The 23,714-nt window shown below is 60.5% G+C and carries 23 protein-coding genes; 5 read left to right on the forward strand and 18 right to left on the reverse strand.

Annotation, left to right across the window (positions count from 1 at the left end; all coding sequences use genetic code 11):
* Positions 1-242: 242 nt before the first annotated feature.
* The 7 genes from ASG68_RS23610 to ASG68_RS23640 form a co-directional block, all read right to left on the reverse strand.
* Positions 243-1,262: a zinc-binding alcohol dehydrogenase family protein gene (locus ASG68_RS23610; protein ID WP_062585970.1), complete on the reverse strand. Its 1,020-nt coding sequence runs from the start codon at positions 1,260-1,262 to the stop codon at positions 243-245.
* Between the two features lie 75 nt (positions 1,263-1,337).
* The gene (locus tag ASG68_RS23615; RefSeq protein WP_062585972.1) at positions 1,338-2,312 is read right to left on the reverse strand and encodes an ABC transporter permease; all 975 of its coding nucleotides are present in this window, start codon (positions 2,310-2,312) and stop codon (positions 1,338-1,340) included.
* A gap of 42 nt (positions 2,313-2,354) precedes the next feature.
* Positions 2,355-3,908, reverse strand: a complete 1,554-nt coding sequence (locus ASG68_RS23620; protein ID WP_062585974.1) for a sugar ABC transporter ATP-binding protein — start codon at positions 3,906-3,908, stop codon at positions 2,355-2,357.
* 130 nt (positions 3,909-4,038) lie between these two features.
* Positions 4,039-5,028: an ABC transporter substrate-binding protein gene (locus ASG68_RS23625; RefSeq protein ID WP_062585976.1), complete on the reverse strand. Its 990-nt coding sequence runs from the start codon at positions 5,026-5,028 to the stop codon at positions 4,039-4,041.
* A gap of 237 nt (positions 5,029-5,265) precedes the next feature.
* Positions 5,266-5,715, reverse strand: coding sequence for an RbsD/FucU family protein (locus ASG68_RS23630; protein WP_062585978.1), 450 nt, complete (start codon positions 5,713-5,715; stop codon positions 5,266-5,268).
* A gap of 32 nt (positions 5,716-5,747) precedes the next feature.
* Positions 5,748-6,767 (reverse strand): aldo/keto reductase, encoded by a 1,020-nt coding sequence (locus ASG68_RS23635; protein WP_062601678.1) that lies wholly within the window; start codon positions 6,765-6,767, stop codon positions 5,748-5,750.
* A gap of 30 nt (positions 6,768-6,797) precedes the next feature.
* Positions 6,798-8,303 carry a UxaA family hydrolase gene (locus tag ASG68_RS23640; RefSeq protein WP_062585983.1) on the reverse strand — a complete coding sequence of 502 codons (1,506 nt, stop codon included), beginning with the start codon at positions 8,301-8,303 and terminating at the stop codon, positions 6,798-6,800.
* Between the two features lie 275 nt (positions 8,304-8,578).
* On the opposite strand from ASG68_RS23640, the gene ASG68_RS23650 reads away from it, so the two are divergent.
* Both ASG68_RS23650 and ASG68_RS23655 read left to right on the forward strand, forming a co-directional pair.
* Positions 8,579-9,457, forward strand: a complete 879-nt coding sequence (locus tag ASG68_RS23650; RefSeq protein WP_062585988.1) for a GntR family transcriptional regulator — start codon at positions 8,579-8,581, stop codon at positions 9,455-9,457.
* A gap of 17 nt (positions 9,458-9,474) precedes the next feature.
* Positions 9,475-10,560 (forward strand): D-mannonate oxidoreductase, encoded by a 1,086-nt coding sequence (locus tag ASG68_RS23655; RefSeq protein ID WP_062585989.1) that lies wholly within the window; start codon positions 9,475-9,477, stop codon positions 10,558-10,560.
* Here the strand turns inward: ASG68_RS23655 and hpaI are convergent, their stop codons facing one another.
* Together hpaI and gabD are read right to left on the reverse strand one after the other, a co-directional pair.
* Positions 10,561-11,364, reverse strand: a complete 804-nt coding sequence (gene hpaI, locus ASG68_RS23660; protein ID WP_062585991.1) for a 4-hydroxy-2-oxoheptanedioate aldolase — start codon at positions 11,362-11,364, stop codon at positions 10,561-10,563.
* Between the two features lie 368 nt (positions 11,365-11,732).
* Positions 11,733-13,187 carry an NADP-dependent succinate-semialdehyde dehydrogenase gene (gene gabD, locus ASG68_RS23665; protein WP_062586497.1) on the reverse strand — a complete coding sequence of 485 codons (1,455 nt, stop codon included), beginning with the start codon at positions 13,185-13,187 and terminating at the stop codon, positions 11,733-11,735.
* Between the two features lie 261 nt (positions 13,188-13,448).
* On the opposite strand from gabD, the gene ASG68_RS23670 reads away from it, so the two are divergent.
* On the forward strand, positions 13,449-14,051 hold the full coding sequence (locus ASG68_RS23670; protein WP_062585993.1) for a nitroreductase family protein: 603 nt from the start codon (positions 13,449-13,451) through the stop codon (positions 14,049-14,051).
* Between the two features lie 255 nt (positions 14,052-14,306).
* Here the strand turns inward: ASG68_RS23670 and gyrB are convergent, their stop codons facing one another.
* The 5 genes from gyrB to ASG68_RS23695 all read right to left on the reverse strand — a co-directional run bounded on the left by gyrB (position 14,307) and on the right by ASG68_RS23695 (position 19,670).
* Complete coding sequence (gene gyrB, locus ASG68_RS23675; protein ID WP_062585995.1) at positions 14,307-16,742, reverse strand: DNA topoisomerase (ATP-hydrolyzing) subunit B; 2,436 nt, start codon at positions 16,740-16,742, stop codon at positions 14,307-14,309.
* A 149-nt stretch (positions 16,743-16,891) separates the two neighbouring features.
* Positions 16,892-17,266: a helix-turn-helix domain-containing protein gene (locus ASG68_RS23680; RefSeq protein WP_062585998.1), complete on the reverse strand. Its 375-nt coding sequence runs from the start codon at positions 17,264-17,266 to the stop codon at positions 16,892-16,894.
* Positions 17,263-17,829 (reverse strand): Smr/MutS family protein, encoded by a 567-nt coding sequence (locus tag ASG68_RS23685; RefSeq protein ID WP_062585999.1) that lies wholly within the window; start codon positions 17,827-17,829, stop codon positions 17,263-17,265. The genes ASG68_RS23680 and ASG68_RS23685 overlap by 4 nt, the downstream gene beginning before the upstream one ends.
* The gene (locus ASG68_RS23690) at positions 17,822-18,931 is read right to left on the reverse strand and encodes a murein transglycosylase A (protein ID WP_062586001.1); all 1,110 of its coding nucleotides are present in this window, start codon (positions 18,929-18,931) and stop codon (positions 17,822-17,824) included. The genes ASG68_RS23685 and ASG68_RS23690 overlap by 8 nt, the downstream gene beginning before the upstream one ends.
* Before the next feature lie 40 nt (positions 18,932-18,971).
* Entirely contained in the window at positions 18,972-19,670 is a 699-nt protein-coding gene (locus tag ASG68_RS23695) for a Tim44/TimA family putative adaptor protein (protein ID WP_062586003.1), read from the reverse strand.
* A 138-nt stretch (positions 19,671-19,808) separates the two neighbouring features.
* On the opposite strand from ASG68_RS23695, the gene ASG68_RS23700 reads away from it, so the two are divergent.
* Positions 19,809-20,327 carry an FxsA family protein gene (locus ASG68_RS23700; protein ID WP_062586005.1) on the forward strand — a complete coding sequence of 173 codons (519 nt, stop codon included), beginning with the start codon at positions 19,809-19,811 and terminating at the stop codon, positions 20,325-20,327.
* Between the two features lie 78 nt (positions 20,328-20,405).
* Positions 20,406-20,897: a protein-export chaperone SecB gene (secB, locus tag ASG68_RS23705; RefSeq protein WP_062586007.1), complete on the forward strand. Its 492-nt coding sequence runs from the start codon at positions 20,406-20,408 to the stop codon at positions 20,895-20,897.
* Positions 20,898-20,949: 52 nt separating this feature from the next.
* Here secB and dnaQ read toward each other — a convergent pair whose 3' ends face one another.
* The 4 genes from dnaQ to ASG68_RS23725 are packed head-to-tail and all read right to left on the reverse strand — an operon-like array spanning position 20,950 to position 23,699.
* Positions 20,950-21,654: a DNA polymerase III subunit epsilon gene (gene dnaQ, locus ASG68_RS23710; RefSeq protein ID WP_062586499.1), complete on the reverse strand. Its 705-nt coding sequence runs from the start codon at positions 21,652-21,654 to the stop codon at positions 20,950-20,952.
* Positions 21,654-22,247 (reverse strand): dephospho-CoA kinase, encoded by a 594-nt coding sequence (gene coaE / locus ASG68_RS23715; protein WP_062586009.1) that lies wholly within the window; start codon positions 22,245-22,247, stop codon positions 21,654-21,656. The genes dnaQ and coaE overlap by 1 nt, the downstream gene beginning before the upstream one ends.
* Entirely contained in the window at positions 22,244-23,107 is an 864-nt protein-coding gene (locus ASG68_RS23720; protein ID WP_062610222.1) for a shikimate dehydrogenase, read from the reverse strand. The genes coaE and ASG68_RS23720 overlap by 4 nt, the downstream gene beginning before the upstream one ends.
* Entirely contained in the window at positions 23,100-23,699 is a 600-nt protein-coding gene (locus ASG68_RS23725; RefSeq protein WP_062586013.1) for a Maf-like protein, read from the reverse strand. Before ASG68_RS23725 ends, ASG68_RS23720 begins: the two co-directional genes overlap by 8 nt.
* Positions 23,700-23,714 lie beyond the last annotated feature (15 nt).

A 23,714-nucleotide genomic window follows, 5' to 3' on the forward strand; every position in this document is an offset into this window, starting at 1 on the left:
GCCGCTCCCATCGGACGCAACACTGCTTTCTTGTTCTTTTTCCCGCAGTCGCCAGACACTAGCACTTTTCTTGTGCAACGCAATAAATATGCCGCATGCCCGGCTTGACAAGGGTCGATCCGTATCTTGCCACGGAAGGGCTTGATACTAGGTAAAGGTGCTTGCCCGAGCCTGCCTTCACGTTCCGGTGAAGTAAAACCCGCGTCCAGGCCGATCATCGTGTTGATGCATCTCTGTTGACGTCATCGCGAGATCTTAACCACCGCCTTGATCAACCCAGCCTTTTCATGCGCCCAGCGCGGCAGATCTTTAACAACGGCATCAAGCGTCGTGCGGTGGCTGATCAGCGCGCTGACCGGAACATGGCCGGCGCGGATCGACGCTGCCACATGCTCGAAATCCTGCCGGGTCGCGTTGCGGCTGCCGATCAGCATCATTTCCCGCTTGTGGAACTCCGGATCGGAGAAGCGAATGTCATCCTTGACGACGCTGACGAAGACCAGGCAACCACCATGGGCAACGAAGGCGAAGGATTTTTCCATCGATCCGCCATGGCCGGTCGCGTCGAAGACCACGTCGAAGCCATCACCACGGGTGGCCGACATCACCGCCTCGAATGCGCCATCGCCAGCGAGGATGCCATCTGCGAACCCGAGACGTTCAGCAGCCATCTCCAGCCGTTCGGCGCTGGCATCGAGCAATGTCACTTCATGTCCGGCAATGCGGGAGAATAAGGCGGTGCCAAGCCCGATCGGACCGGCACCGATGACCAGAGCGCGCGATCCGGCGGGTGCCAGCGACCGGCGGACGGCGTGGGCGCCGATCGCCAGGAATTCGACGGTCGCAGCCGATTCCAGCGGGAGATCGCCAGCTGGATAAAGATTGCTCTCCGGCACGAGGATTTCCTCGCAGAAGGCGCCATCGGTATGCACGCCAAGAACCTTGATCGCCGTGCAGCAATTGGGCTTTCCCTTGCCGCAGGCAACGCAGCTTCCGCAGGAGAGATAGGGGTTGACGATGACGGCCGTGCCGGGTTTCAGCGAAACCCCTTCGCCGGATTCAACGATCGTCGCCGAAATCTCGTGTCCCATGACCCGGGGATATTCGAGATAGGGATGTTTGCCCTCGAAGATGTGATAATCGGTGCCGCAGATGCCGACATGGCTGACCGCCAGCCGCGCCCAGCCTTTCGGCGGCGCACCCGGCGCAGCGTTGTCGATGAGTTCCAGGCACCCGGGCTCCGGGCAGATCGCCGCTTTCATGACCGGCAACTCCTTGCAATCTGATAGGCTGATGGTACGAGCGAGGAAGGCGGTTTAGCCCTTCCTCGAGGGAGATCAGCGCGAGCCGCGGCGGCGCAACTGGTCGAAATAGACGATCACGATGATCAGCAGGCCGGTTATGATGCGCTGAACGAAGGCGTTGATATTCAGCAGGTTCGCCCCATTGTTGATGGTCGCGAGAATGAACGCGCCGAGCAGCGGCCCTTGCACTGAACCGACAGCGCCGAACAGACTGGTGCCGCCGATAACGGACGATGCGATCGCCTGTAGCTCCCAGCCTTCGGCCTGCGTGGCGTTGCCGATACCGATGCGCGAGGCGAGCAGCAGGCCGACAAAGGCTGCACAGGTCGAGGACAGGATATAGGCGAGATATATCGTCCGGTTGACATTGACGCCGGACAAACGGGCGGCTTCGCTATTGGAGCCGACGGCGAACAGGTAACGTCCCCAGCGGCTGAGATGCAGGAAGATATAGGCCGGGATCGCGACGACGACGACCATCCAGAACAGGCTGGGAATGCCGAGGAAATCGGCGCGCGAGAAGTTGGTAAAACTCTCGTCGCTGATCGAGATGGTCGAACCGTTGGTGATCAACAGGCCGATACCGCGCAGCGAGGTCAAGGTCGCCAGCGTGATGATGAAGGCCGGAAGGCCCATGCGGACGATGCCGAAGGCATGGAACGCACCGATCAGCATGCCGATCAGCAACGTGATGCCCATGGCCGGCCACAGCGGCACGCCGTGCTGCAACAACCAGGCAACGGTGACGCTGGAAAAGCCGACAACCGCACCGACGGAGAGATCGATGCCGGCGGTGATGATGACGAAGGTCTGCCCAACCGCGAGGATCGCCGTCATGGCCCCCTGCCGCAACAGGTTGCTGATATTGTTGGATGTCCAGAAGGCGTTGGTCGAAAGGCCGAGAAGCAGCCACAGGAACAGCAGCAGGCCGAGCAGGGTCAGCCCGAACAGGATATTCATGCCCTTTTTCGGCGCAGCTGCGGCTTCCGTTGTGGTCTCTACGCTCATCTTGTTCCTCCACGTATTTTCTTAGTTTTTCTTTTCAACATGTCAGACGCCGATCGCCTGCGTCAGCACTTCCTCGTGCGACGCGCTGCGATAGGTGTGGCTGGCCACCAGCCTGCCCTGCCGGAAAACATGCAGCCGGTCCGCCAGTTCGTAGACTTCGGGCAGATAGGACGAGATCAGGATGATGCCGGCGCCCTGTTCCAGAAGCCGGGCAAACAACCGGTAGATTTCCGCCTTGGTGCCGACATCGACGCCGACCGTCGGTTCGTCAAAGATAAAGAGCTTGGCGCCGTGGCTCAGCCACTTGCCGATGACGATCTTCTGCTGGTTGCCGCCGGACATGGCCGATGCCAGCACGCGGCGGGAGGGCGTCTTGATCTTCAGGTCGTTGATCTGCCGGTCGGCATTCTCGATCTCACGGCGGCGATTGATGGTCAGCCCGCTGGTCAACCGGTCAAAAACCGGCAGGTTTATATTGAGGCCGATTGGCAGATTGAGGCAGAGTCCCTGATCACGGCGGCTTTCCGGCGCCAGCGCGATCCCCAGATCCATCGCCGTGCGTTCGTTGCGGATGTCGACCTTCTGACCCTGCCAGAGGATTTCACCGGCAGAAACCGGCTGGCGGCCATAAAGACCCAAGGCAAATTCGCTGCGGCCAGCGCCGATGAGGCCATAGAGACCGACAATCTCTCCGGCCCGAACAGATAGCGACACATCCTCGAAACCGGGGCCTGACAGGCCGCGTGTCTCCATAATGGTCGCTCCGATCGGCAGGGCTTCCTTGTGGTAGATCTGCTCGATCGTCCGGTTGATCATCATCTTGATCAACTCGGCATCGTTGGTCTCGGCAATCGTGCGCGTGCCGACATGCGTGCCGTCGCGCAGGACCGATACCCGGTCGGCAAGCTCGAACACTTCCTCCATGCGATGGCTGATATAGACGATGGTCACGCCTTCCGCCTGTAGCCGGCGAATAAGCCGGAAGAGCTGCGCCGATTCCTGGCGTGTCAGGTAGGCGGTCGGCTCGTCGAAAATCAGGAATTGCGTGCCACGCATCGCCGCTCGCGCCGTCGCCACCAGCTGCTGCTGGCCGATCGTCAGGTCGCTGAGCACCGCGCCCGCCGGAAGGTTGAAACCGAGGTCGTTCAGAACCGCCTGCGCCGCATCGGTCATCGCCCGCATGCGCATGAGGCCGTTCCGGTTCATCTCGTCGCCAAGGAACATGTTGGCCGCGACCGTCAGATGGCGGCAGAGCACGACTTCCTGATGCACGGCATTGATGCCGCGCGAAATCGCCTCATTGGGCGTGGCAAGCTGCACGGGATTGCCGCACCAGAAAACCTCACCGGCCGTGCGGCGAATGACACCGGTCAAAAGCTTGATCAGCGTCGATTTTCCGGCACCGTTTTCGCCGACGATCGCGTGGATTTCGCCGGACAGGAAGGTGATGTTGGCCGGCTTCAGCGCCTCGACGGCACCGTACTTCTTCTGCAGGCCGCGCAGTTCCAGGATCGGCTGGCCCTTGGGCACGGGATGCTTCGGGCCTTTCTGCGCGCCGTCTTCATTGCGGTGGCTGACATCGTACAGTCCTGTCATGGAAATTTCCTCCCGCCTCGGAATCCGTCGCAACCCGGCAAACCGGGCTGAAACGGACCGAAATCAGATTATGCGGAGACAGGCGGCAGACGGCTCCCTTCGGGAAGAACCGTCTGCCGCCCTGCCCGGATCAGTTGACCTTCGGGTTGAGAAGGGCGTCGATCTTCGGATCAGCCATGTTCGCCTTTGTCACCAGGTTTGCGCCGGTATCGACATTGGCCTCGACCTTTTCCTTCTTGGAAGCGGCGAGCGCGGTCTTGATGCCGTCATAGCCCATGCGATACGGATCCTGCACGACGAGACCGGCCAGAACACCTTCCTTGAGGAAGCCGACTGTCTTTTCGTCGGAGTCGAAGCCGATGACCTTGATTTTGTCGCCGAGCTTGTTTTCAGCGATTGCCTGGCCAACGCCCTGCGCCATGATCAGGTTGGACGCGAACACGCCAACGAGGTTCGGATTGGCAGTGATCAGGTCGGTCATCATGTTGAGGCCGGTGGTTGCCTGGCCGTCGGCATATTTGTCGGCAACAACCTTCAGGCCCGGATATTTCGCGGCGACCTGCTCCATGAAGCCTTCATGGCGCTGATCGAGCGAACCGACGCCCGGCAGGCTGGTGATGATGGCGATTTCGCCCTCTTCCTTGCCGGTTGCTTCCTTGATGGCAGCTGCGAGGCCGTCAGCGGCGATACGGCCGCCCTGAACGTTGTCGGTCGTCAGGAACGAAACGAACGCCTTGGAATCCGCACCGGAATCGATGCCGATGATCGGAACGGCCTTGGCGGCTTCGTCGATCGGCTTGCCGAGCGCCTTGAACTCGGTCGGCGAGATCACGACGGCGGCCGGAGCGCCGGCAACGGCGTTTTCGAGAATGCTGATCTGGCCGTTGATATCGGACTCGGACTGCGCGCCCAGTTCCGGCACGTTGACGCCGAGATCCTTGCCGGCCGCGCGGGCACCGGCCAGAACGATCTGCCAGTAGAACGAGGTCGTATCCTTGACGATGATCGGAATGGTGACGTCCTGCGCGAACGAGGTCACCGGCATCATGGTGGCAAGCACCGCAGCGCCAGCCAGGCTGGTAAAGGCGCGACGGGACAGGATGTTCTTCATAAGGGTCATGGTGTTGTTCTCCTCCAACAGCGTCTTGTTCAGTTCTCCTCCGATCGGACCGTGAGACGCGAGCGGCTCGATCTTTTATCCATAAAAAACATTTAACAAGGGCAAGCTATCTCAGCATTTTCGAAATTGCAAGCTGTTGACGATATCCTTGGTCACTGATTTCCTCCCAATGCCAAGTCTCTGTTTTTTATGAGACATATGAACCGGCCCACCTCCATGGGCCAGTTCCCTGCGTGCTTATCGCACGCGGTACAGTTCCTCGGGACGAACGACGCCCTTCTTCAGGATGATGTTTCCGTACAAACGAAATTCCGTGCTGGCGACGATATAGGCGGCCTTGCGCGAGCGCTCGTAGAAGGCAAAGCGCTCGATCGGCACGACCTTGAAGTCGCCGGCGAGCTCATTCACCAGATCCTGAAACTGCGCGCAAACTTCCGGCACCGCCGTGGGATCGCCGACCACTTCCATCCGCCAGGCGGATTCATCGACAAAGTCATCGAGTGGCATATGCGCCAGGATCGCCTCGGTGATGGAAAGCGCATCGACGCCATCGGCCCGCACGACCGGCGGACCCATCGTGCTCGCCGGATAATTGGCATCGACGACGACGATCTCGTCCCCATGACCCATCGTGCGGATCGCATGCAGCAGCTCCGGCCCGAGCAACGGATGTATTCCCTTGAGCATTCACGTCTTCCTCTTGTTGATCAAAAAGCCGGCTAAACGCGCACGGCCTCTTCCCCGAGTTCCGGCGCCACCAGCGTATGTGCCTCATAGGCCGAAAAGCTGGATGGCGCGAGCGCGGTTTCGGTCAATTCCATGTTGCGCGTCAGGCTCGACGGTTTTGCGGTGCCGAGCAGGACGGACGCCACGATCGGATTCTGCAGCGGAAACTGGATGGCGGGTGCAGCGAGCGGCAGGCCTTGCGACGCAGCGATCGCTTCCATCGCCGCCACCTTGTCCAGAACGTCCTGCGTCGCAGGCAGATAGTCGAAATGCGATCCCGGCACCGGCCCTGTCGCCAGAATCCCGGAGTTGAACACACCACCCACGACGAGCGACGTCTTCTTCTTTTCGCAGAGTGGCAGGAGTTCAGCAGTCGCCGACCGATCCAGCAGCGTATACCGCCCGGCAAGCAGGATGCAGTCGAGATCGGCTTGCGCCATCACATCGAGGCAGACCGGAACCTCGTTGACGCCCAGCCCGTAAGCGGAAATCACACCGGAGGATTTCAGTTCGTCCAGTGCCTTCAAGCCGCCGTCGAACAATTGCTTCAGATAGACGGCATTCTGCTTGGCACCATGCGTGTAGACGCCAATGTCATGCACGAAGAGGATATCGATGCGGTTCAACCCAAGCCGGGCATAGCTGAAATCCACCGACCGCATGATGCCGTCATAGGAATAATCGTAATCGGTCTCGAAGGGCAGCGGATCGACGAAGCCGTAACTCGGCACCTGATCGTCGGGCACCGGCCGCTGGATCCGGCCGACTTTAGTCGACAGGACATAGCTGCCTTTCGGCTTGTCCCGCAGGAAATCGCCCACCCGCCGCTCGGCCAGGCCGAAGCCATACCAGGGTGCGGTATCGACGAACCGGATGCCGGATTCCCAGGCCGCATCCAGCGTCGCCATGGCGACGTCATAGGGGCAGGCGCGGTACATGCCGCCCAGCGGCGCGGTGCCGAAACTGTATTCGGTGACGGAGAGATCCGTCCGGCCGATCTTTCTGGTCTGCATTACATGTCTCCTCCGCTCCGACGGGATCCGTCAGAGTGTCGCGCCCAGGTGCCAGGGGACGAATTCGTTGTCGCCGTAACCGAACAGTTCGCTCTTGGTCTTCTTGCCGGATGCGGTATCGATGATCAGGTCGAAAATCTGGCGCCCCTTTTCGGCAATGGTCGCCTCTCCCGTGGCGATCGTGCCGCAATCGATATCCATGTCCTCTTCCATCGCGTTGTAGAGCGCGGTGTTGCTCGTCAGCTTGATCGACGGGCACGGACGCGAGCCGAAACAGCTGCCGCGACCAGTGGTGAAGGTAATCACATTGGCGCCGCCGGCGACCTGTCCCGTGGCCGAGACCGGGTCGTAACCGGGCGTATCCATGAACACCAGCCCATGCTCCGTCACGCGTTCCGCATAGTTGTAGACCGCCGTCAGCGGCGAGCGGCCGCCCTTGGCGACAGCACCGAGCGACTTCTCGAGGATCGTCGTCAAACCGCCACGCTTGTTGCCGGGGGACGGATTGTTGTCCAGCGAAGCGCCATGCATCTCGACATACTCTTCCCACCAGGAAATCAGCCCGTCCAGCTTTTCGGCCACGCCGTCATTGACCGCACGACTGCGCAGCAGGTGCTCGGCGCCATAGATTTCAGAGGTTTCCGACAGGATTGCCGTCCCACCGGCACCGGCGAGAATATCGACAGCGATACCCAGCGCCGGATTGGCGGTGATGCCCGAAAGCCCGTCCGAGCCACCGCACTGCAGGCCGACGATGATTTCGCTGACCGGGATGGCAATCCGCCGTGCCGTGCCGACTTCGGCAGCGATTTCCTCCAGCACGCCAAGAGCCCGGGCGACGGCGCGGCGTGATCCGCCGGCATCCTGGATGTTGAAATGGCGCTTTGCCGCGCCCGCACCGCTCTGACCGTAAAGCGTCAGCTGATTGACCTCACAGCCGAGGCCGACCATCAGCACTCCGCCGAAATTCACATGGCGGGTATAGCCTGCCAGCGTCCTGTGAAGGTTTTTCATGCCGTCGCCGGTCGAACTCATGCCGCAGCCCTGATCGTGGACAATCGGCACGAAACCGTCGATACCCTCGTAGCGCGGCAGGATGACCTTGTTGGCCTCGTCGGCGATGGCGCGACAGACCGTGGTGGAACAGTTGACGCTGGCGATGATGCCGATGAAATTGCGCGTCGCCGCACGTCCATCAGCACGGCGATAACCCATGAAGGTCCGCGCCTTGTCGGCACCGCTTGCCGCTTCCGGCGGAACGGGCGCACCGATCGACAGGCGGTCCTGATCAAAGGCGAGATTGTGGGAATGAACGTGATCACCCGGCGCGATCTCGACCGTCGCACGGCCGATCGCCTGCCCGTATTTCACCACCGGTTCGCCGACATGGATCGGCTGAATGGCCACCTTGTGGCCGGGATCGATCTTGCCTGAAGCGCGGACGCTGCCCGGTAGCTCGCCGCCCGGCTCGATGGCAAGTGAAGCAACGGCGACATTGTCGTCCGGCGACAGAACGATGAAGGAAGGTGCGGTCACCCTTGGTCTCTCCCGTCAGGATTTTATCGGGATGAACATGGTCATCCATTTTTGTCTTTTATCCACAATAGACAGTTTCGCGTCAATGGGTATTATGCAGACGCAACGGGCGCAGCAAGATGGCAATGCGTCCGGAAAAATAAAATCAGGGATGAAACAACCATGACAGGACAGCACGCAGGCCAAGACAGGATGGGACGGAGCGGCTAGAGAAGCGGCGCGACCAGCGTTTTAACGCTTTCGTTGACAGAAACCCGAGACCCGTCGGCACCAACATGGCCAAACAGAACACCGTCTTCAAGGACGCCTTCAACCGCTGCCTCAAGCTCCTGGCGGAGACCGCGACATTGCCCTCTGAACCGGAACTCGGAACGACGCTGGGCGTCAGCCGCACAACGATCCGCGCCATCCTGACCCGCATGGAAGAACTGCAGTTGATCGCTTGGGACAAGCGGACCAAGGTGGTGTTGCGCCAGCCGAAACCCGAAGATTATTTCCCGGTCGCCGAGACCGATTCGCTGTCGGATATCATCGAGCGCAGTTTCATGCGCCGGATTCTGGCCGGTGGCGCCGAGCCGGGCATGCAGATCAACGAACTGGAACTGGCCCGCGACATCGGCACCGGCACCACCAGCGTGCGCGAATTCCTGATCCGTTTCAGCCGTTTCGGCCTGATCGAGAAGCGCCCGAACAGCCACTGGATCCTGAAGGGATTTACCCGCGAATTTGCGCTGGAGCTGACGGAAGTGCGCGAAATGTTCGAGCTGCGCTCGGCCGCGAGCTTCGTGGCGCTTCCGCCCGACCACCCCGCCTGGGGCGATCTTGACCGGATCGAGGCGCTGCACCACGAAATCCTCGCCGACATCGACAATCGCTACAAGGAGTTCTCGGAACTCGACGAGCGCTTCCACCTGCTGGTTCACACCTCCTCCAGCAACCGCTTCATCGTCGATTTCTACGACATCATCACCATCGTCTTCCACTATCACTACCAGTGGAACAAGGCGAATGCGCGCGAGCGCAACGCCAGGGCGCTGGAGGAACACCTGGATTATATCGCCGCCCTTCGCTCAGGCGATCCCGCCCGCGTCGAAATCGCCTGCCGGGCGCATCTGAAGTCCGCCCGCGAAACCCTGCTCCAGTCCATTCAATAGCCGGATTCAACAGCATCATGATCACACCCATTGTCCAGTTCGGAACCAGTCGATTCCTTCAAGCCCATGCCGACCTCTTCGTCAGCGAAGCGCTCGAAACAAGCGAAGCAGTGGGCAAGATCACGGTCGTGCAAACGACCGGTTCGGCAGAACGGGCGGGACGGCTGAAAGCGCTGGCGAATGGCTTCCCTGTCATCGTGCGCGGAATAGAGAATGGCAGCGAAGTGGATCGGACGATCCAGGTCACCAGTGTCGGACGAGCGCTATCGACGACAGCCGATTGGGACGAAGTCCGCCGGATCGTTGTCGAAGAAGCGGAAATTCTGATCTCCAATACCGGCGACACTGGCTACAATGTAGGTGATGAAGATCTGAGCGGAGCCGTTCCCGCTTCCTTTCCGGGCAAGCTGCTGCTTCTGCTCGAAGCCCGCTTTCGCACCAACAGTCGCCCGATGACCATCCTTCCCTGCGAACTCGTCGCGCGAAACGGCGATACGCTCAAGGCGGTCATCCTCAACCTTCAGAACGAACGGATCGCCGACACAAGATTTGCCGATTGGCTTTCAACGCAGGTTGTCTGGGCCAATACGCTGGTTGACCGGATCGTATCCGAACCGCTCGAACCCGCCGGCGCTGTGGCCGAACCCTATGCGCTCTGGGCGATCGAGAACCAGCCCGGACTGAAACTGCCCTGCCGGCATGCGTCCGTGCTGCTGGTCGACGACCTCACGCCTTACGAGAAACTGAAACTCCACATCCTCAATCTCGGCCATACCGTGCTGGCCGATATCTGGCTGAAGACCGGACGGCCGCAGGACGAAACGGTCAAGGCCATTCTCAAGGATGCGGATATCCTGTCTCGGCTTATGCGGATTTATGAAAGCGAGGTCATCCCGGGTTTTGCCGCCAAGGGTCTTGGGACGGAGGCGAAGGAATATGTCTCGCTGACTCTGGACCGGTTCCGCAATCCGTTCCTAGAACACCGGATCCGCGACATCGCCAATCATCACGCCGAGAAGATCGTCCGGCGCATCGCCGATTTTCAAGCGTGGAGCCCGGATGTCCCGATGCCGATCCTTTCCGGCATCGTCAAGGCCGGCTGATCAATAGCCGGCGACAGGCTTGGCATAGCCGCCACTGCCGGACAAGAAATCCTCGCGCAACCGTTCGGTGGCAGCGACCAGCAGCGTCACATCCGTGCCGATCGCCATGAACGTGGCACCCATGTCGCGGTAGCTCCGGGCCTGGGCGGGATCGAGCGTCATGATGCCCCGCGCCTTTCGAGCCTTCCTGATGCGCGCGAAAGCATCGACGATCGCCGCCGTCACCTCGGGATGACCAGGCTGGCCAAGATAGCCCATATCGGCGGCGAGATCGGACGGGCCGATGAATAGGCCGTCGATACCATCCAGCGCCGCGATCTCATCCAGCGCCGCAAGGCCGGCGCGGCTTTCGATCTGGACGATCAGGCAGATTTCGTCATTCGCCGTCTGCAGGTAATCACCGATCCGACTGAACTGCGAGGCCCGGCCGAGTGCCGCACCGACACCGCGCACGCCATGCGGCGGATAACGGACGGCCCGCACCAGAGCCTGCGCCTGTTCGACGCTTTCGACCATCGGGATCAGCAGCGTCTGCGCCCCGGTATCGAGAATCTGCTTGATCATCCAGGTTTCTCCGACCGGCAGCCGCACCATCGGATGGCTGCCCGAGCGCGACACCGCCTGAATCTGAGCAGACAGCAAGGGCAGATCGTTCGGCCCATGCTCGCCATCGATCAGCAGCCAGTCATACCCGCTACCCGAAACCACCTCCGCCGCATAGGCACTCGCCAGCGCCACCCACAGACCAAGCTGGAACTTCTCCTCGCGGATCGCGGCCTTGAAGGTGTTTTTCGGGGCTGGCATCGATTTTTCTCCCTGCGTCGTCAGGCGTGTACTTAAGACGGCTGGGGACGGACTGTGAAGCTATTTCCGGCGTGACGGACCCGCAAATTATGACCCTTTGGGAGGAGCGTTTTAAGCGCTGAAGTGAAGACGTGTGCCGAGATGCATCCCCATCCTCCGTCATTCCTGTGCGCGTCACAGGAATCCAGCCGCCCAAGTCCTTGGGCGAAATAGTCTTTTGACCCGACGGACGTCGGGTCGCTGGATCCCCGCCACGAGGGCGAGGATGACGGTGAGTGGGCAGGATCTCCGCCAAACAACTGCCGTATAAAACAAAAAAAGCCGGCGGAACTTCCCCGCCGGCCTCGTTCAATTCAAAAATCGCCAGATCAGGCAATGCCGCCGAGGCAGACATATTTGACTTCGACGAATTCCTCGATGCCGTATTTCGAGCCTTCGCGGCCGAGGCCGGAGAGCTTGACGCCACCGAACGGTGCTTCCGCCGTCGAGATCAGGCCGGTATTGACGCCGACCATGCCGTATTCCAAGGCCTCGGCGACGCGGAAGACGCGCGACAGATCCTTGGCGTAGAAATAGGAGGCAAGGCCGAATTCGGTGTCGTTCGACTGTTCGATGACATCCGCCTCATCCGTGAAGCGGAACAGCGGCGCCAGCGGGCCGAAGGTTTCCTCGCGCGCGACGGCCATATCCTTCGTCACATCGGCAAGAATCGTCGCTTCGAAGAAGGTGCCGCCCAGCGCATGCTTCTTGCCGCCCTGAACAATGCGCGCACCCTTGCCGACGGCGTCGGCGATATGCTCCTCGACCTTGGCGAGTGCCGCCTTGTCGATCAGCGGGCCGAGGATGACGCCTTCGTCGAAACCGTTGCCAGTCTTCAGCTTGCCGACGGCAGCCGCCAGTTTTTCCGCAAACGCACCATAGACGCCATCCTGCACGTAGATGCGGTTGGCGCAGACGCAGGTCTGGCCGTTGTTGCGGTATTTGGCGATCAGCGCGCCTTCGACGGCCGCATCGAGATCGGCATCGTCAAAGACGATGAACGGTGCGTTGCCGCCCAGTTCCAGACCGAGTTTCTTGATGGTCGGGGCGCTCTGCTTGTAGAGTTCCATGCCGATTTCGGTCGAGCCGGTAAAGGTCAGCTTGCGCACGGTCGGGTTGGAGGTCATTTCGGCGCCGATCGCAGCGGCCGAACCGGTGATGACGCTGAATAGGCCCTTGGGCAGGCCGGCGCGTTCCGCCAGGATGGCGATGGCGATGGCCGAATAGGGCGTCTGCGAAGCCGGCTTTAGCACCATGGCGCAACCGGCGGCAAAGGCCGGGCCAGCCTTTCGGGTGATCATCGCATTCGGGAAGTTCCACGGCGTGATCGCCGCGACGACGCCGATCGGCTGCTTCATCACCAGGATGCGCTTGTCGGGCTGATGGCCAGGAATGATATCGCCATAGATACGGCGGCCTTCTTCGGCAAACCAGTCGATGAAGCTCGCGCCATAGACGATTTCGCCGGTAGCTTCCGCGAGCGGCTTGCCCTGCTCCAGCGTCAGGATGCGGCCGAGATCGTCCTTGTTCTCGATCATCAGCTCGAACCATTTGCGCAAGATTGCGCAACGGTCCTTGGCGGTGCGGGTGGCCCAGCTCTTCTGCGCGATCCGGGCAGCCTCGATAGCAGCCTTCGTTTCAGCAGCACCGAGCTTCGGCACCAGGCCGATGATCTCGCCGGTCGCGGGATTGTTGACCTCGATCGCGTTTTTCGGATCGGCCTCGATCCACTCGCCCCCGATCAAAGCAGCCTGGCGGAACAGCGAAGGGTCTTTCAGGGACACGGTCATCGGCAGCAATCCTTTGCTTGGAAAAAATCTACAGAACTTATACAAGTTTTTTCAGTTTCTTCAATCACTTGGAATCGTCTTTATCTTGGCGAATTGAAGCCAATCTCCAGAAATCGGGCCGTTTGTCATCGCAAGAGAAACAGTCCATCTCCAAAACGCGGTCTAGTGAGAACCTACCTGATCTTTATATACGGACTGCGTCCGTCTTTCGGACACGAACTTTCAATGTCCAATCTCCCGAGACAGGAACAAGCCATGAAAACCGCCAGCAATCATCGTCAGGCCGATTATCCCATCGAGCCGAGCTTTCTCAACCGTTGGTCCCCGCGCGCTTTCACCGCCGAAACCATTTCCGAAACCGAACTTCTGACCATTCTCGAAGCCGGCCGCTGGGCGCCTTCGGCGTTCAATTCGCAGCCCTGGCGCTTCGTCTATGCACTGCGTGATACGCCGGAATGGGACAAGCTCTTCCCCATCCTCGTCGAGTTCAATCAGGGCTGGGCGAAGTCCGCCTCTGCGCTCGTCATCATGATCTCGAAAACGCACTTTACTGCGCCCGGTTCCGATGAAGCCAAGCTTTCGCATAGCCACAGCTTCGACACTGGTGCCGCTTGGGGTGCGATCGCCCATCAGGCCCAGCTTCTCGGCTTCCAGGCCCATGGCATGACCGGCCTCAATTTCGACAAGGCCATCGAAATTCTCGGCCTGCCGGAAGGTTACCGCGTCGAAGCCGCCGCTGCCATTGGCCGTCTCGGCGACAAGGCCCAGCTGCCCGACTATCTGCAGGCTCGCGAAACGCCAAGCCCGCGCCGGGCGCTTTCCGAACTCGCCTTCAACGGCACGTTCAAGGCAGACTGATAAGCCTGCCACTCACGCCCACCGTCATCCTCGCCCTTGTGGCGGGGATCCAGCGGCCCGACGTCCGTCGGGTCAAAAAACTCTTTCAGCTCAAGAACATGAGCTTGTTGGATTCCTGTGACAAGCACAGGAATGAGGGAAGAGATGGTTACCGCAGATTGCCCGAGGTGACTTTCAAAATCTCCAGAAATAACTTTATAAAAGCAAAATGGCGCCTTTCGGCGCCATTTCTATTTCCACGGATGCAACGCCCGATCAGACGTCCAGGTTGGCGACGCTCAAGGCGTTTTCCTGGATGAAGTCGCGGCGCGGCTCCACCTCGTCGCCCATCAGACGCGAGAACAGTCCGTCGGCATCGGTCGCGTCGTTGACCTTGACCTGCAACAGGGAGCGAACGTTCGGATCGAGCGTCGTTTCCCAGAGTTGTTCGGCATTCATTTCGCCGAGACCCTTGTATCGCTGCATCGTCAGGCCCTTGCGGCCGCTGGCGAAGATGGCGTCCAGCAGGGCACGCGGGCCGCTGATTTCCAGCGCGCTGTCCTTGCGCCGCAGGATCGGCGGAACACCATAGATTTCCTTGAGCCGTGGTGTCAGTTGGTCGATATGGCGGGCATCGGACGATCCGATCAACGCCATATCCAGCGAGGCGACTTCCTTGACGCCGCGAACCATGCGCTCGAAACGCAATCCGCCGTCACCGGCAACCACCGCGGTCCAGCCGCGTTCGGTTTCCTCGGCGATCAGATCAAGCCGCTTGGCAACTTCGGCAGCCGTTGCCTCCGATTGCACCTGGTTGTTGTTCAATTCCGGATTGAGAGCGCCGGCAATCGCCGCCTGCTCGACGACCGAGCGGCTGTAACGGGAATGCAGGCCTTCGACCAAGGTGCGCAGGCGCAGCGCATCGACGATCACCTCGCGCAGGTCCAGCCCGACCCGGACCTCGCCGGAGCCAAGCTCAAGCGCTGCATCCTCAAGACCCATCGAAATCAGGTATTCCTCAAGCGCCGGCTCGTTCTTCAGATATTGCGAAGACTTGCCGCGCGCCACCTTATAAAGCGGCGGCTGGGCAATGTAGAGATGACCGCGTTCGATCAGTTCCGGCATCTGCCGGAAGAAGAAGGTCAGAAGCAGGGTGCGGATATGGGCGCCGTCGACGTCAGCATCGGTCATGATGATGATCTTGTGATAACGCAGCTTTTCCGGATTGAACTCGTCCTTGCCGATCGAGGTACCGAGTGCCGTGATCAGCGTGCCGATTTCCTGGCTCGACAGCATCTTGTCGAAGCGGGCGCGCTCAACGTTGAGGATCTTGCCGCGCAGCGGCAGGATCGCCTGGTTTTCGCGCGAACGGCCCTGTTTTGCCGAGCCGCCTGCGGAGTCCCCTTCCACCAGGAAGAGTTCTGACTTCGCCGGATCGCGCTCTGAACAGTCGGCCAGCTTGCCGGGCAGCGAGGAAATGTCGAGCGCACCCTTGCGGCGCGTCAGTTCGCGCGCCTTGCGGGCGGCTTCGCGCGCGGCGGCGGCCTCGACCACCTTGCCGACGAGGATCTTTGCGTCCCCTGGATGCTCTTCCAGCCAGACGCTGAGGGCTTCGTTGACCAGGCTTTCGACAACCGGACGGACTTCAGAGGACACCAGCTTGTCCTTGGTCTGCGACGAGAATTTCGGGTCCGGGACCTTGACCGAGAGAACCGCCGTCAGGCCTTCACGGCAATCTTCGCCGGTCAGCGTCACCTTTTCCTTTTTCATGATGCCGGAGCTGTCACCATAGGAAATGATCTGACGGGTCAGCGCGCCACGAAAGCCGGCCATATGCGTGCCGCCGTCGCGCTGCGGGATGTTGTTGGTGAAGCAGAGCACGTTCTCGTGATAGCTGTCGTTCCACCACATCGCGACTTCGACGGTGATGCCGTCCTTTTCGCCACGAATGGCGACAGGCTTGGTCACCAGCGGCTTCTTGGCGCGGTCGAGATAGGCGACGAAGGCCTCGAGGCCACCATCATAGATCATCTCGGTTTCGCGAATGTCGGAATGCCGCCTGTCGGTGAGCAGGATGCGAACGCCCGAATTGAGGAAGGCGAGCTCGCGCAGGCGATGCTCCAGCGTTCCGTAATCGAACTCGATCATCGTGAAGGTTTCGCTGCTCGGCAGGAAGGTCACTTCCGTACCGGTCTCGCCATTGCTGTCGCCGATGGTCTTGAGGGGTGCATCGGCAACGCCATGGGTGAAGTTGATTTCGTGGACTTTGCCCTGGCGCTTGATCTTGAGCTTCAGCTTGACCGAGAGCGCGTTGACGACGGAGACACCGACGCCGTGCAGACCACCGGAGACCTTGTAGGAATTCTGGTCGAACTTACCGCCGGCATGCAGCTGCGTCATGATGACTTCGGCAGCCGAAATGCCCTCGCCCGAGTGGATATCGGTCGGGATGCCACGGCCGTTGTCGGTGACGGTGACGGAACCATCGGCATTGAGCGTCACGGTGACGATGTCGGCATGGCCGGCCAGCGCCTCGTCGATCGCGTTGTCGACGACTTCGTAGACCATGTGATGCAGGCCGGAACCGTCGTCGGTGTCGCCGATATACATGCCAGGCCGCTTGCGGACAGCGTCGAGGCCCTTCAGGACCTTGATGGAATCGGCGCCATATTCGGCATTCGCGCCGGCTTCGGTTTCAGGCAGATCGGTCATACGGATATTGGTCTTTCCAGGTTCTCGTGCCACATTTCGAGTAGTCCGATTCCGTGCGAATCAGACCTTGATGGCCTTCCCCGAATATAGGGATTTTGTCGATAGTTCCAAATCCCGTGCCGCCCGAAAGCGGCATAAATCAGGGGATTTCACACTTCCTTATCAGGAAAACGGGCTTTTTCCAAAACATCTTCCAGAAGGCGGATGGTTTCGCCGGACAGGCCGCGAATTCGCCCTGCCAGCCGGTTGGCGAAGGCCGTATGCGCTGGCGACAATCCCGACGTATCGAGCACGGCCTTGGGGTCGGAAAGTGCGGCAATGCCGAAGAGTTCGTCGGCATCATCCCAGATGACATGGAAATATCCGGCCACCCTTTGCAGGAATTCGAAGCTCGGCGCGCCGCGCTTGCCATGTTCGAGCGCAGAAAGATAGGCGGGGGAAACACCGATGGCGGCCGCCATCTGTTTCTGCGAGATGCCCCTCTCGGCCCGCAGCCGATGCATCGCCTCGCCGAACGGCGTCATGGCGACGGACCCCTTTTCGACAGGCGCACATAGAGCGCGCCGTCACCACCATGATTGCGGGCCGCCGGTTCATAGGACGAGATCAGCATGCGGAACTCGGGCAAGGCAAACCACATCGGCACCGCACGCTTCAGCGCGCCGTCACTGCCGAGCGAGGTACCCTTTCCGGTGATGACCAATACGTGTCTCAGACCGCGATCATGGGCGCGCATCAGGAAATGCAGCAGGAAACCATGCGCCTCGCTCTGGATCATGCCATGCAGGTCGATCCGCGCCTCAATGGCCAGATGCCCCTTGGCGAGCTTGCGCTTCACGGGCTTTTCCAGCGGATGATGAACCTTTGCGGTTTTCTTGGGGGCCTCGACCGGCGCTTCGCCAAAAGCCTCCAGCAGCGACTTGCCTTCACGGATCGCCGGCATCACCATTTTTTCCGGCACCGGTTCAGGCTTCGGTTCTTCGAAGTCGGCAAACTCTTCCATCCGGCCCGGAAGCGGGCGCGTGGTGCGGGCGACCTTGCCCCAGAGAATCCTGTCCTCGCCGCTGAGCGTTTTTCCCTTAGCCATGGCCGTATCGTGCCGCCGCGGCCTTCGGGATGAAAATGAAAAAGTCCGCATCGTTGCGGACAGCACCGGCCAGTCTTCCGGCCTCGTCGCCGGAGCCGGTGAAGATATCACCGCGCGCCGGCCCGACGATCGCCGAGCCGGTGTCGAGCGCCAGCATCAGCCGGCGAAACGGACGGCCGCCCTCGATCGAGGTCAGGCTGTCGCTGGAAATGAAGAAGGGCGTGCCGAACGTATGGATCAGCCGGTCGACGGCAAGTGAGCGCCCGGGCTCCAGCGCGACCTTGGCGGCGGCCACCGGTCCAAGCCCGGTATCATCCACTGCCGCCTCGCGGAAGAAGATGAAGGATCGATTGTGCCAGAGAACCTCGTCGGCCTCATCCGGATGATCGTCCAGCCACTGCTTGATCGTCTGCATCGAAACCGTTGCCGCATCGATCTTGCCGCGATCGATCAGCAGCCGGCCAGTCGCCGAAAAGTAATGCCCGGTCTTGGCCGCGTAGGTGACCCGCGTCATCGATCCATCGGGAAAGACCAGCCGGGCGGCGCCCTGAACATGCGCGAAGAAGACATCCGTCTTGGATTTCGCATAAGCGATCTCCAGTCCGCGTCCGGCAAGATAGCCTTGCTCGATCGCCTTGCGGTCGGGGTATTCGTCGATAACACCGTCGGTCATCTGGCCGAAGGCAAAATAGGGGTCCATGCCCTCCGGCCGGTTGCCGTCGTCGATATCGACGAGATCGTCCGGTCGGCGATAGAATGGGAAGCGGAATGTCTCATCCTTCGTCGCGCTGACCCGAACTTCCGGCTCGAAGAAGGCGGTGACGAAACCGGGCTTGCCATCGTGACGGACGATTCTGAAGGGAACGAACTGCTCTTCGAAGAAAGCTATCGCACCTGCTGCGTTGCCCTGGTCAACATGACGGGCCGCCGCATAGGCTGGCATCAGGTCAGCGGATGAGATGCCCAGTGACGCAGTCTTGTGCGGCTTGACGGTTGTCACTTGCTGGCGACAGCGCTCGAGCGCGGACAGAAGCGGGGACGGATCGTCGGCATGCCAACCGGGAAGGTCGGAAAATTCGACCCGTTGCAAATCGAAATCCATCGCCGCCAGTCCCGTATCCGCGCCCCGTAATCGTGTCAGATCAGTTTTCCGATTCCGTCGCGATCAGCTTCCAGTTCGGATCGCGCGAGCGGGTATCCCGGGAGAAGGTCCAGAGGTCGTTCACCTCGGAGACGGCCTCGGCGTCGCCGTCGACGATCGCGCCGGCCTTGTCATAGGTTGCCGAAATCAGCTGGCTGACGATGCGCACCGTAATACTCGCCTCGCTGTCCTTGACCTCGGCATGGACCAGATCCGCCTTCTCGATGCCGACAAAGGTGGACTTGACCAGTTCGCCCTTGTTTTCCCGCTCGGAAATGGCCGCATCGAAGCCTTCATAGACTTCGCGCGACAGGAGATCCTTCAACCGCTTGCGATCACCGTCGGCGAACGCCATGACGATCATCTCGTATGCCGCCTTGGCGCCATTGACGAATTCCTTCGGGTCGAAACCCGGATCGGCATCCACGAGACGACGCAGCCCGTCATTCAGCGGCGTGCCCGCCTTGGTGAATGCATCGATTGCCGCATAACGCGAAATCTCTTCGCCCGCGCCGTCGCGTCGGGGCAATTGCACGACCTTGCCGGATGCTTCGGGGCCATCGGCTGCATCCCGCGGCGAATAGGGGTCCATCGGCGGGCGTTCGTTGCCCGTCCTTTTGCCCAGCACACTGCGCAGTTGAAGAAAGATGATCACCGCAGCGACCAGGAAAAATAATGTGACGAAGTCGAAAGAGCCCATTTCCACCCAGAACCGCTGTTAATATGCCGTGCGATCATCCCATATAGTCTGCATGGCCCGATCATTCAAATGGCTATATCACTTCTTTGCAATTGCCGGTCCTCTTCGGACCTCATCATTTCACCCTGAATGGAAACCATGCGTGCTCTGATCATTCCCATCCTTTTCCTGCTGATGCCGCTTGCGGAGATTGCCGCCTTCATTTTCGTCGGCCGCGAGGTCGGTGTCGGTACGACACTTCTTCTGGTCCTTGCGAGCGCCGTCGTTGGCGCCGTGCTGCTGCGCATCCAGGGATTTGGCGTCTTGAGAAAAATCCAGCAGGCATCCCAGGCCGGCGGCGATCCCGGGCGCCAACTGGTGCATGGCGTCATGATCGTCATTGCTGCCTTCCTGCTGATCATCCCCGGCTTCATCAGCGATATCATCGGCCTTCTGCTCTTCATTCCGGCGATCCGCGATCTCGGCTGGTCGCTGATCAAGAGCCGCCTGACCATCGTGACGACGGGCGCCAGCCCGTTCTCGCGCGGCCCGCAACCCGACCAGGGCGCATGGCGGCGATCTTCCGGGCCGCAGGTCATCGATCTCGATGACGACGAGTTTTCGCGCAGCGAAGGCCACGGCAAAGCCGATCCAAACGAGCGCGACCGGTTGAAGTGACGGGGGTTGGCCGGGTTGTAAGGCCTTTCGCTAAATGCTAGATGGCGTCAGCAATTCATGTCCGAAGGAAAAGGCCTTATGACCGATACCGCAACCACACCGAATGGCGGCGCTGCTGAAAGCCCGTCCCTGAACATCCTGGCCCAGTACATCAAGGACCTTTCCTTTGAAAACCCGGGTGCGCCGCGTTCGCTTCAGGCACGCGACAAGGCTCCGTCGATCAATATCAACGTCAACGTCAACGCCAATCCGCTTTCGGAAACCGAGTTCGACGTCATCCTGACACTGAACGCCGAAGCCAAGGATGGTGACAAGACCGTATTCAACGTCGAGCTGGCCTATGGCGGCGTCTTCCGCGTTGCCGGCTTCCCGCAGGAGCACATGCTGCCGCTGCTCTTCATCGAGTGCCCGCGCCTGCTCTTCCCGTTCGCCCGTCAGATCGTTTCCGACGCGACGCGCAACGGCGGCTTCCCGCCGCTGATGATCGACCCGATCGATTTCGCCCAGATGTTCACGCAGCGCATGGCCGAAGAAAAGGTTCGTTCGCAGGTTTCGGCGAACACCAACTGACCCCTGTCGATCAGAACAAGCCTTTCAATGCCCGGTCCTCGACCGGGCATTTTCATTTCGGCGAACCGTATTTCGCCCAGATTGCTTTCTGACCCATCTTGGCCACCAGCGCGGCATGCGCCTCGCTTTCCTGCTCGCTCAACCGCGGAGCCAGTGAACGCGGACGCTGACCGGTCGTGACAACGACATCGTCTGCCTCCGTCGCCTGACCCCGACTGTCGCCGCTCTGCAGGCCGAAGGTCGTCTGCCGTCCACCAATCAGCTCGATATAAACTTCCGCCAGCAACTCGGAGTCGAGCAGCGCGCCGTGCTTGGTGCGGTGCGAGTTGTCGACGCCATAGCGGCGGCAGAGCGCATCGAGCGAATTCGGTCCCATCGGATGCTTGCGGCGGGCAAGCGCCAGCGTATCCGTCACCATGTCATTGGTCACCGGCGGCCGGCCAAGACGCGCGAACTCGGCATTGATGAAGCCCATGTCGAAGGTCGCGTTGTGCGCCACCCAACGGGCATCACCGAAAAAGTCGATCAGATCCTCGACAATCTCGGCAAAGGTCGGCTTGTCCTTCAGGAACTCGTCGGTGATGCCGTGAACGGCAAGCGCGTCCGGATGGACCTGCTTGTCGACCGGGTTGATATAGACGTGAAAGGTGCGGCCAGTCGGAAAGTGATTGTCGAGCTCGATGCCGCCAATTTCGATGACGCGATCCTGCTTGTTGTCGAGGCCCGTCGTTTCCGTATCGAAGATGATCTCGCGCATCATGACCTCTCTTGCTGTGTCAATGTCCGGACGATCGCCGCCGCCTGGTCGCGGGCCGAATCAAGTCCATGGCCGGTATCGATGATGTAATCGGCTTTCGCCCGTTTTTCAGCATCGGGAACCTGGCGCGACAGGATCAGGGCGAATTTTTCCGCCGTCATCCCCGGTCTTTTCATCACCCGATCCTTCTGGATCTCCGGATCACAGGTGACAACGGCGACCGCATCGACACGGTCCTGCCCGTTCGTTTCGAACAGAAGCGGGATATCGAGCAACACGAGCGGCGCGCCGGCGGCTTGGTGATGCGCGAGAAACGCTTTCTCTTTTTCCCGCACCAGCGGATGCACGATGGCTTCGAGTGTCTTGAACAGCGACGGATCGGCGGCAAGCTGGCGGGACAGTTCCGACCTATCGACCTTGCCTTCAGATGTAGCTCCGGGAAAGGACACCCCGATCGGTGCGACCGCTTCTCCCTGATAGAGCGCATGTACAACCGCATCCGCATCGTTCACGGGAACACCAAGCTCGGCGAACATTGCCGCCGTTGTGGACTTGCCCATGCCGATCGATCCGGTGAGGCCAAGGACAATCATGCGTGGCTGGCCATGTCGTTGATGATGATCTGCCGAAGGGTCGCATCGACAGTCGGTCGCTGTCCGAACCATTTTTCGAAACCGGGCGCCGCCTGATGCAGAAGCATCCCCAGACCATCGACAATGGTGAAACCCTGCGCCTCGGCCTGCGCGAGGATCGGCGTCTTCAGCGGCACATAGACGATATCGGTGACAACACTGCCGAACCGCATCCGGGTGAAGTCGATCTGCGGCACGTCCGTCCCGTCCATACCGAGCGACGTCGTGTTGATGAACAGGCCGGCGTCCTGCATCACTTCGGCAATGGCTTCCATCGGCTGCGCATGAACGGTCCGCCGCCCGAAGCGGTCTCCAAGCTCCTGCGCCCGCGCCACTGTACGATTGACCACATGGATGGTTTTCACGCCGCGATCCCGCACCGCCTGGATGATGGCACGGCTGGCGCCACCTGCCCCGAGCACGACGGCGGTGGAACAGCTGTCCCATCCTGGTGCCCGCTCATCGAGATTGGCGGTGAAACCATGGCCATCCGTGTTGGTCGCGTTGATCTTACCGTCCTCGACCCACAGCGTGTTGCTCGCGCCGAGTTCGGTGCTGAGTTCGTCCGGTCGGTCGGCCAGAGAGAAAGCCAGTTCCTTGTGCGGGATGGTGACATTGCCGCCCCTGAAACCGGAACTGCCATCCCGCAACGCATTGATGAAATCGGGAAACGACGCCGGCGCGACTTCCTGCGCCCGGTAGCTGCCCTCGATTCCGAGCTGTTTCAGCCAGTATCCATGGATCAACGGCGAGCGCGAATGCTTGATCGGATAGCCCGTAACGAAGGCATGGTTAACAAATGTTTCACGTGAATCACGCATCGATCACCCCCAACTCTCGGAGCTTGGCAAGAAGCGGCAACATCGGCAGGCCGAGGATCGTGAAGTAATCCCCCTCGATCCCGTCGAACAGCTGGATGCCCTCTCCCTCCAGCTGATAGGCGCCGACGCTCGACAGCGCCTTGTCGCCAACGCGAGCGAGATGCCGGTCGATGAAATCCGCCGTCAGTGCCCGCACCGACATTTTCGCTGAAGACACATGTTTCCAGAGGACATCATTATCCCGCGTCAGAACGATTGCGCTGTTCAGTTGATGGACGGCTCCGGAAAGCGAGAGCAGATGGCGGCGCGCTTCGTCCATATCCCGTGGCTTGTGATAGACGCGCGGGCCGAGCGACATGGTCTGGTCCGAACCGATGACGAGATGTCCGGGAAAGTCCTGCCCGACATTCTTGGCCTTCGCTTCGGCCAGGACGAGGGCGACATCTTCCGGCGACAGTTTCTGTTCCTCGACCTCCGCTTCGATTGCCCGCTCATCGATATCGGCAGCCTTGGCCTGATAGCGGATGCCGGCATTGTCCAGAAGCGTGCGACGGAACGGGCTCGCCGAGGCGAGAATAAGAGAGCCAGTCATAATCTTGAATTCCCG

It is taken from the genome of Rhizobium sp. Leaf453 (genome assembly GCF_001425605.1).
Classification (GTDB): domain Bacteria; phylum Pseudomonadota; class Alphaproteobacteria; order Rhizobiales; family Rhizobiaceae; genus Pararhizobium.